This is a genomic window from Rhodococcus tibetensis, assembly GCF_024438035.1.
Taxonomy (GTDB): domain Bacteria; phylum Actinomycetota; class Actinomycetes; order Mycobacteriales; family Mycobacteriaceae; genus Rhodococcus_F; species Rhodococcus_F tibetensis.
The window spans coordinates 98,168-105,767 of the sequence record NZ_JANFQF010000022.1 but is presented as its reverse complement, the minus strand read 5'-3'; the positions used below and the strand labels follow the sequence as shown (position 1 = coordinate 105,767).

7 protein-coding genes and 1 pseudogene are annotated in these 7,600 nt (G+C 65.0%); 2 read left to right on the top strand and 6 right to left on the bottom strand.

Features of this window, described 5'->3' with window-relative positions:
• Positions 1–117, top strand: a pseudogene (locus NOF53_RS22430) (YceI family protein); the annotation flags it as partial.
• Between the two features lie 116 nt (positions 118–233).
• On the opposite strand, the gene NOF53_RS22425 reads toward NOF53_RS22430, so the two are convergent.
• From NOF53_RS22425 to NOF53_RS22405, 4 genes are all read right to left on the bottom strand, one after another.
• Positions 234–2,585 carry an FHA domain-containing protein gene (locus NOF53_RS22425; RefSeq protein ID WP_255972866.1) on the bottom strand — a complete coding sequence of 784 codons (2,352 nt, stop codon included), beginning with the start codon at positions 2,583–2,585 and terminating at the stop codon, positions 234–236.
• A gap of 282 nt (positions 2,586–2,867) precedes the next feature.
• Positions 2,868–3,839, bottom strand: a complete 972-nt coding sequence (locus NOF53_RS22415; RefSeq protein WP_255972857.1) for a YhjD/YihY/BrkB family envelope integrity protein — start codon at positions 3,837–3,839, stop codon at positions 2,868–2,870.
• Between the two features lie 122 nt (positions 3,840–3,961).
• Entirely contained in the window at positions 3,962–4,534 is a 573-nt protein-coding gene (locus NOF53_RS22410) for a YdeI/OmpD-associated family protein (RefSeq protein ID WP_255972855.1), read from the bottom strand.
• The gene (locus NOF53_RS22405; protein ID WP_255972853.1) at positions 4,531–4,953 is read right to left on the bottom strand and encodes a VOC family protein; all 423 of its coding nucleotides are present in this window, start codon (positions 4,951–4,953) and stop codon (positions 4,531–4,533) included. The genes NOF53_RS22410 and NOF53_RS22405 overlap by 4 nt, the downstream gene beginning before the upstream one ends.
• A 90-nt stretch (positions 4,954–5,043) precedes the next feature.
• Here NOF53_RS22405 and NOF53_RS22400 point away from each other — a divergent pair, with 90 nt between their 5' ends.
• A complete protein-coding gene (locus NOF53_RS22400; protein WP_255972851.1) occupies positions 5,044–5,991 on the top strand; it encodes a helix-turn-helix transcriptional regulator in 948 nt (315 codons plus the stop codon).
• Positions 5,992–6,030: 39 nt separating this feature from the next.
• Here the strand turns inward: NOF53_RS22400 and hadA are convergent, their stop codons facing one another.
• Both hadA and NOF53_RS22390 read right to left on the bottom strand, forming a co-directional pair.
• Positions 6,031–6,564 (bottom strand): (3R)-hydroxyacyl-ACP dehydratase subunit HadA, encoded by a 534-nt coding sequence (gene hadA / locus NOF53_RS22395; protein ID WP_255972849.1) that lies wholly within the window; start codon positions 6,562–6,564, stop codon positions 6,031–6,033.
• The gene (locus NOF53_RS22390) at positions 6,561–7,424 is read right to left on the bottom strand and encodes a cyclopropane mycolic acid synthase family methyltransferase (protein WP_255972846.1); all 864 of its coding nucleotides are present in this window, start codon (positions 7,422–7,424) and stop codon (positions 6,561–6,563) included. Before NOF53_RS22390 ends, hadA begins: the two co-directional genes overlap by 4 nt.
• Positions 7,425–7,600: the final 176 nt, after the last annotated feature.

Below are 7,600 nucleotides of genomic sequence, written 5' to 3'. Positions count from 1 at the left end.
GTCCTCAACCGCAAGGACTTCGGCATCAGCATCGACATGCCCCTCGAAGGCGGCGGAGCCGTCGTCGGCGACAAGATCACCATCACCCTCGAAATCGAAGCCGGCCTCCAGGCCTGATCGTCTCCCTCGCCGCTGTGAGGACGCACCATGTGGGTGCCGTCGCGCCCTTCGACGGCACCCGCGTCTCTCGCGTCCGTGTCACCCACTACCTGCTCGCGAGGCCGAGGTATCGACTACCGGGTCGCCGATCGTTCGCGTTGTCGGCGCCGCGGACGGCGGAGTCGAAGTCTGCTGTAGCAAAAGACCGCGAGGACGACACCGATGACCACCAGCATGGCGATGTTGAGCAGCCACCACGACGGGGCGTGCTGCCACAGCGGGTCGTCCTCCGTGCCGGGTGAGTAGGTACTCAGGTCCGTCGTCGAGGCGGCGGCGGCGAAGCCCCAGCGGGACGGAAACAGCCACGACAGCTGATCGAGGACGGCGCGGCCGGTGATCGTGATCATGCCTCCGCACATCACCAACTGCACCATGATCGCGACGACGAGCATCGGCATGACCTGCTCGTTGGAGCGCGCCACCGACGACAAAGCCATACCGAACACCACGCAGGCGCAAGTGGTCACTGCGATGTCGACGATAAGCTCGACGGCGCCGGAGGGGATGACCGTCCCTGCTCCCGGAAGGCCCTTGCCCGCGAAGACAACTGTCACCATCACCACCGACTGCACGACCCCCGCGGCGCAGAACACGACGATCTTCGCCGTCAGGTATGCGGACGGGAGCAGCCCGGCCGCGCGTTCTCGGTGGTAGATCATGCGCTCACCGACGAGGTCGCGGATGGTCAGCGAGCAACCCATGAAGGTCGCGCCGAGGATCAGAACCACCAGGATCTGGTTCAGTTCGCTCGACTCGGGCGGTGCCGGACCGAACCCGGTGTCGCCGGGCACGAGAACGGACAACCCGCCGAGGACGAACGGCAGGAGGGACAGGAATATCAGGTATCCCCTGTCGGCGCGGATCAACCGAATCTGCCTGCGCGACACGGTGCTCCATTGCTTCCACCTCGAAGTGTGCGCGGGGCTTCCCAACGGTCCGGGCGGCGTCGACGGCGAACCCCCGTCGACCGAAGGCCGGCGGGCGCGGTACTCGGCGAACACCTCGTCGGGCTCGGCCGCCACCCGGGCGAAGACGTCCGCCCAATCGGAACTGCCCAGCATTGCCCCGACCTCGTCCGGCGGACCCACGTAGGCGGTCTTCCCGCCCGGCGCGAGGAGGAGCACCTGGTCGCACATCTCGAGGTACGAGAGCGAATGCGTGACGATGACGACGACGCGCCCCGAGTCGGCGAGGCGGCGCAATGTGCCCATGATCTGCCGGTCGAGCGCCGGGTCGAGGCCTGAGGTCGGTTCGTCGAGGATGAGAAGGGATGGTCCGGTGAGCAACTCGAGCGCCACCGATGCGCGCTTGCGCTGACCGCCGGACAGGTGGTCGACCCGTGTGTCGGCGTGATCGGTGAGCTGCAGTTCGGCTAGCACCGACGCGATCACCTCCTCGCGGTCCATGCGCGTGGTGTCCGGTGGCAGCCTCAGCTCCGCGGCGTAACCCAGCGCCTGGCGGATGGTCAGCTGCCGGTGCACGACGTCGTCCTGCGGAACCAGCCCGATGCGGGACCGCAAGACTTGGTAGTTGGCGTGGACGCTGCGGCCCTCGAAGTCGACCACACCTTCGGTCGGGCTCTGCGACCCGGAGAGGACCGTGGCCATCGTGGTCTTTCCCGCGCCGGACGGGCCGATCACCGCGGTGAGGGTACCCGGTGCGGCAGTGAGATCGACTTCCTCGAGGAGTCGACGCCCGCCCTCGATGGTGAGTCCGACACCGCGCACGTGCAGTCCATTCACGGCCGGTGTCGTCATTCGCCGCGGAACGAGTCGACCGTCCTCCACACTGAAATCGGTGTTCCCGACCGTGACGACGTCACCGTCACTCAGCGGGGAGCGGCTCACCCGGGAACCACCGACGAACGTTCCGTTGACGCTCCCGAGGTCCTCGATCTCGAGTCCGGACCGCCGAGCGTGGACGATGGCGTGCCTGCGTGAGGCGAGCACGTCCCGGACCACGAGGTCGTTGTCCGGCGCGCGGCCCACCGTGACGGACCCGGCCGGCACGGGCTGATCCTGAGGACGGGTGGTGACCGCGTCTCGCGGGGTCCCGACCTCCACCGTCGACTCGTCCCATCGGGCGCCCACCGCCTGCTGCGTCGCCTCCGGATCCTCGACGGAAATCCGCACCACGGGTCCTTCGGCAGCGTTACCCAGGCGAACGGTGACAGGGTTGGTGACGCGGACCCGCTCCTTGCGCTTACCGTCGACGAAGAACCCGTTCTTGCTTCCCGCGTCGACAAGTTGCCAGCCGTCGTCCCAGCTCAGACGCGCATGCTCTCGCGACACCGCCGGATCGATCACCGTGACTTCCATCTGCGGGTCGCGGCCGATGCGAACGGTCTTTCCCGCGTTGTAGCTCACGCGGGCGTGCTCGGTCTCAACCACCACCCGCGGGTTCCCGGTGTCCGCCGCGTCGTCCATCGCCTCGGCCTCCGTCAGCATCGTCCGGCGTCCGGATGTCGACTCGTCCATCGTCTCACGCAGCCACGGTCGCTCGCGGATGAAGCGACACCGAAGCCGACCAGTCCCGCGTCGTGCTCGGTCACCGACGCCAGACTCACCGCGTATGCGGGCCGCTCGTCGTCATCGAAGGTGTGGAACAGTCCGCAGTCCAGCATCGTCTCGAAGGTGCGCCCACGTGAACCAGCTGGAACGCGTCATCCGCAGCGAATTCGACCTCGAGTCCGCGAACGTCGCAACGTCTCAGCTGCGGTCGGCGGGCCTGTCGTCGAAGGTCACCTGGATGTCTTCGTGCGCGACGGCACGCTGCGCCTGCGCCTGATCGTTGAAGGTGCGTTTGTCCCCTTCGATGAGATCGACATTGTCGGTGAACGGTGCGAGCAGGGCGCGGGGATGCAACTTGTCCACCCTCACCACGTTGATCTCGACACACAGCACTATCGCGACCCCGGCGAGGAACAGAAACGCCAATAGTCCCAAGACGATGGCGAATACACCGTTCGTCACAGACGCGGTGCGCATCACACTGCTGACATAGAAGGCACCGAACGTTTGCAGCATCTGCCACAACACTGCCGCTGCCACCGCCCCGGGCGCTACTTCAGCGTTGGACAACGGCCGTGCGGTGGTGAGCCGGAACGCGAGGATGAAGATTCCGGAATTCAAGACCAGAGTCGCGACGATGAGAAGAACACTGAACGGTCCGTCGAGATGTGCCGCGGCACCGATGCCGGCGATCGCGGCGGTGCCGAGGATCGCGAGACCGATCGTGCCGAGGAGCAGCAACCCCTCACCGCGGGCGCGGATGGGGTCCGGCCGTTGATGACGAGGCACCGACCATGCGGTGTTCATCGCGTTCTGGCACGCCAACGCGACGCCGAGGCCTCCGTACAGGGCGCCGACCACACCGATCACCAAACCGGTCATTCCACCACCGATCCGATCCGGGCTGGCCAGATCGGCCCCGATCGCAGGGAACTGCCGCAGCGCGGAATCGATGATGTCCTGCTGCAGCCCCGGGTTGCCGGCGAGAACGAAACCGAGAAGCGTGGACAGAAGAAGCAGCAACGGGAAAAGCGAGATAAAGCCGTAGTACGCGATCAACGCGGCGAGATAGACGCCCTGATCGTCGAGGAACTTGTACAACACGGCGATCGGGAACCCCAGCGCCGGATGACGCCGCTGAAGGGCGTCCAACCGCCTCGCAATACTCATGCCACTCATCTTGCCCTGCGACGCGACGGAAGGCGCAGGCACGGAGCGTGCGTCCCCGCCCGTGACGAGTCCGCTCGGACGCGTTCACCGATCGCAGGGAGACAGAATCGCGGAGTGACCGATCACTGCGTTCCGGGATGATTGGCGCGGACGTTCACCTCGGCGAGCGTGACCGTTCGATCGATCCGGCGCCGCCTGGTGTCCGGCCTTTTCGCCTTCGCGATCCACTCCAGGATCAGCCGTTTCGACGACGGCGGAAAAGCCTCGAAGTTGATGCGGGCGGCACTGTTTCGATCGAGCAACTCGCGCAGATCGTTCGGTATCGCGGCACTTTCGTGGTCGGGGAGCACCTGCCAGGTTCCCTTGGCCATGGCGAGGTCGATCAAGGCCTGACCGTGCTCGGTCATCAGGCCGAGCTCGATCATTCGCGTCGCACGCTCTCGATTTATCCGGCTCCACGAACTCCGCTCGGTGCGCGGAGTGAAGCGCAGTCGGGAACTGTTCGCATCATTCTTGCGATGCAATCCGTCGATCCATCCGTAGCACAACGCCTGCTCGATCGCCTCGGAATAGCGCACGCTTGCGGTGCCACTGTCCTTGTGGTGAAGGACGAGCCACACTTCATTCTCGGACTGACAGTTGCGGGCCAGCCAGGCACGCCATTCGGCGGACGTGCGGGCGGACACGGTGCTCACCTCATGCTCCCGTCTTGGGATGCCACGACGTCGAGGTAGTGCTGGTTGTACATCACACCGAGGACGTTGCCGAACGGGTCGACGACGGAGGCGGTGACGAATCCGGGTCCGTGCTCGACCGGCTTGGCATGCACAGTGCCACCCAGCGAAACCAACCGTTCGAAGGCCGCCTCGACATCGTCCACCGCCCAATAGGTCATTCCCGCGCCCGCCTCACCGGTCCGGCCCTCTGCCGCGAACCGCCGGTCGATGATCCCCAACTCGTTCTGGTAGTCGCCGATCCGGAACTCGATGTATGCGGGCGCTCCCTGTACCTCGCGCACGAAGTATGGCTCGATGCCCAGCAGTTCGGTGTACCAGTCCCGTGCAGCCGACAGGTCGTCGGCGAAGAAGTTGACGGTGGTGAGTCCTCGCAACATCGGTGGGTTCCTTCCATCGGTGAGTGATAGGAACCATCTTCCGTCCCAAAGTGCTCACCAACTGAGCACTTTCTGGAGGAGACTTCACTTATGCGCGCAGACCGGCTCGTGGCCACCCTCCTGCTCATGCAGTCGCGTGGACGCGTAACCGCTGCCGAGCTCGCCGAGGAACTCGAAGTGTCCGTCGCTACCGCTCGTCGCGATCTGGAAGCCTTGTCGGCCGCGGGCATTCCGGTCTATCCGCAGCCCGGACGCGGAGGCGGTTGGTCACTCGTCGGTGGCGCGCGCACCGACCTGAGCGGTCTGTCGGCAACAGAGGCCCAAGCCCTGTTTCTACTTGTGGGTCCGGCCGCGGCCGTCTCGGACGAGGCGAAAGCGGCGATGCGCAAACTTGTGCGAGCCCTTCCACAGACTTTCCGGGCCGATGCGGAGGCGGCCGCGAGCGCCACGATGATCGACCCCACCCGGTGGGGTGAGCGGGGCCGCCGCCGACCCGAGATGGTCGACCTTCTGCGGGACGCCGTGATCCGCCGACGCAAAGTTCGTCTGACCTACAGCAACAGCGCCCGACAGCGATCCGAGCGTCTCGTCGACCCGTGGGGGCTGGTCGACAAAGACGACACGTGGTACCTGCTCGCCGGAACCGACAAAGGTCAGCGCACGTTCCGGGTCGACCGCATCGTTGCGAGCGAGCACACCGACCAACCGGCCGAGCGGCCGGACGACTTCGCCCTCGCCGCCGCGTGGGAGCAGGTCGTGGGAGAAATGGAGGAGAAGCGGTCGCGCACCTGGGCCACCGTCCTCATCGAAGCCCGGTTCGTGCCCATACTGCGCGACCACTTCGGGCGGCACTGCCACACCGACGCCGAGCTCGACGACGGCCGCGTGCGCGTCCGCCTCGCCGCGCCTACCCCGTTGGACATCGCCCGCAACCTCGCCGGGTGGGGTTTCCTCGTCGAGGTTCTCGAACCACCGTCGGTGCAATCCGAACTCGCACGAATCGGCGACGAACTCGCCGGACTCTATGGTTCCGGTTGATCGTTGCCACCATGCGACGCTGCTGAGTCAGGGCCGAAATCAGCACAGACGTGGCGGACGGCGGCGCATGATATCGGCGACGACGCCGGCGAGTGCCTCGTCGATCACGCCGCCGCTGCGGGCGATCATCGTCGTCCAAGACGTCTGCACGGCGCCGCCGTCACCATCGGTGATTTCGTTCCGGAACACGAGGACATCCTGTCCGTGAGACTGCCGGAACGACTCGAGAGTGGACTCGCAGTGGAGTTGGTCTCCCACCCGAACGGGTCTGTGTGCTACGAGGCGTTGATCGGTGTGCAAGACCTGGCTCAGGTCGTAGACGGTGACGAACTCGGTGAAAAGCTGCTGTTGGACAATCGAACCCAGAATGGAGGTGAAGGTGATCGGTGCGATCAACGTTCGATAACCGAGTTCCGCGGCACCCCTCTCTGTGTGGTGGGCCGGGTGATCGTCGTGCACCGCATCAGCGAACTCACGGATCTTCTCCCGGCCGACCTCGTAGTATCCCGGCATTCGATAGGTGTACCCGACCAGGGCCGCAACCCGGTCGCTCACCGTCAGCTCGGCTGTCATGTCGAAAGGCTGAACTGCATGACGTCGACGTAACCGTCGCGGAAGTAGTCGGCGCAACCGCTCAGGTACTTCATGTAGGTGTCGTAGGTCTGCTCCGAGGCGGTCGTGATCGCCTCGGAGCGGTGCTCGGCCAGTGCGGTCGCCCACAAATCCAGCGTCCGCGCGTAATGCTGCTGCAGCGGCTGTATCCGGTCCACCGTGAATCCCGCCTTTTCCGCACCTGCCACTACCCATTCCGGTTCCGGCAGTTGACCGCCCGGGAATATTTCGTGCTGGATGAACTGCCCGAAAAGCAGGACCTCCCGGTTGATGGGCAAGCCCAGTTCCCGGATTCGATGACGGTTGATCTGAGTAATGGTGTGCAGCAACATCCGGCCGTCTTCGGGAAGTATCGTCTGGCACCGTTCGAAGAAGGTGTCGTAGCGTTCACGCCGGAAGTGTTCGAACGCGCCGATACTGACGATCCGATCCACCGGTTCGTCGAAATCTTCCCAGCCCTGCAGGCGCACCTCGGCCGTTGGACCTCCGCTCGGTAGTCGTGAGAACACTTCGTCGACGTACTCGAACTGGTTACGGCTCAACGTCAACCCGATGACGTCGACCCCGTACTTCTCGATTGCCCGCAACATGGTCGACCCCCAGCCACACCCCACATCGAGCAAAGTCATGCCCGGGCGCAGCTCGCACTTACCCAACGCGAGATCGACTTTGGCGAGCTGTGCCTCCTCGAGAGTCATCTCGTCCCGTTCGAAGTACGCACAGCTGTAGGTACGGGTGGGATCGAGGAACAGGGCGAAGAATTCATCCGACAAGTCGTAGTGCGACTGCACATCGGCGTAGAACGGGGTCAGCTTCGCCATAGCTCGACCACCTCTCGTGATCAATGCAGATGCGCCGTCGTCGAGCCGGCTGCCGAGCTCGCGAGCGGTCACTGGAGCGGTGACGTCGACCCCTCGGAGCACAACGCCACCGTCCGGTGAATTTCAAGATACCCACTGCGCGGTTTGCCCGCGACCCAACTCGGCGAAAAAAGTCT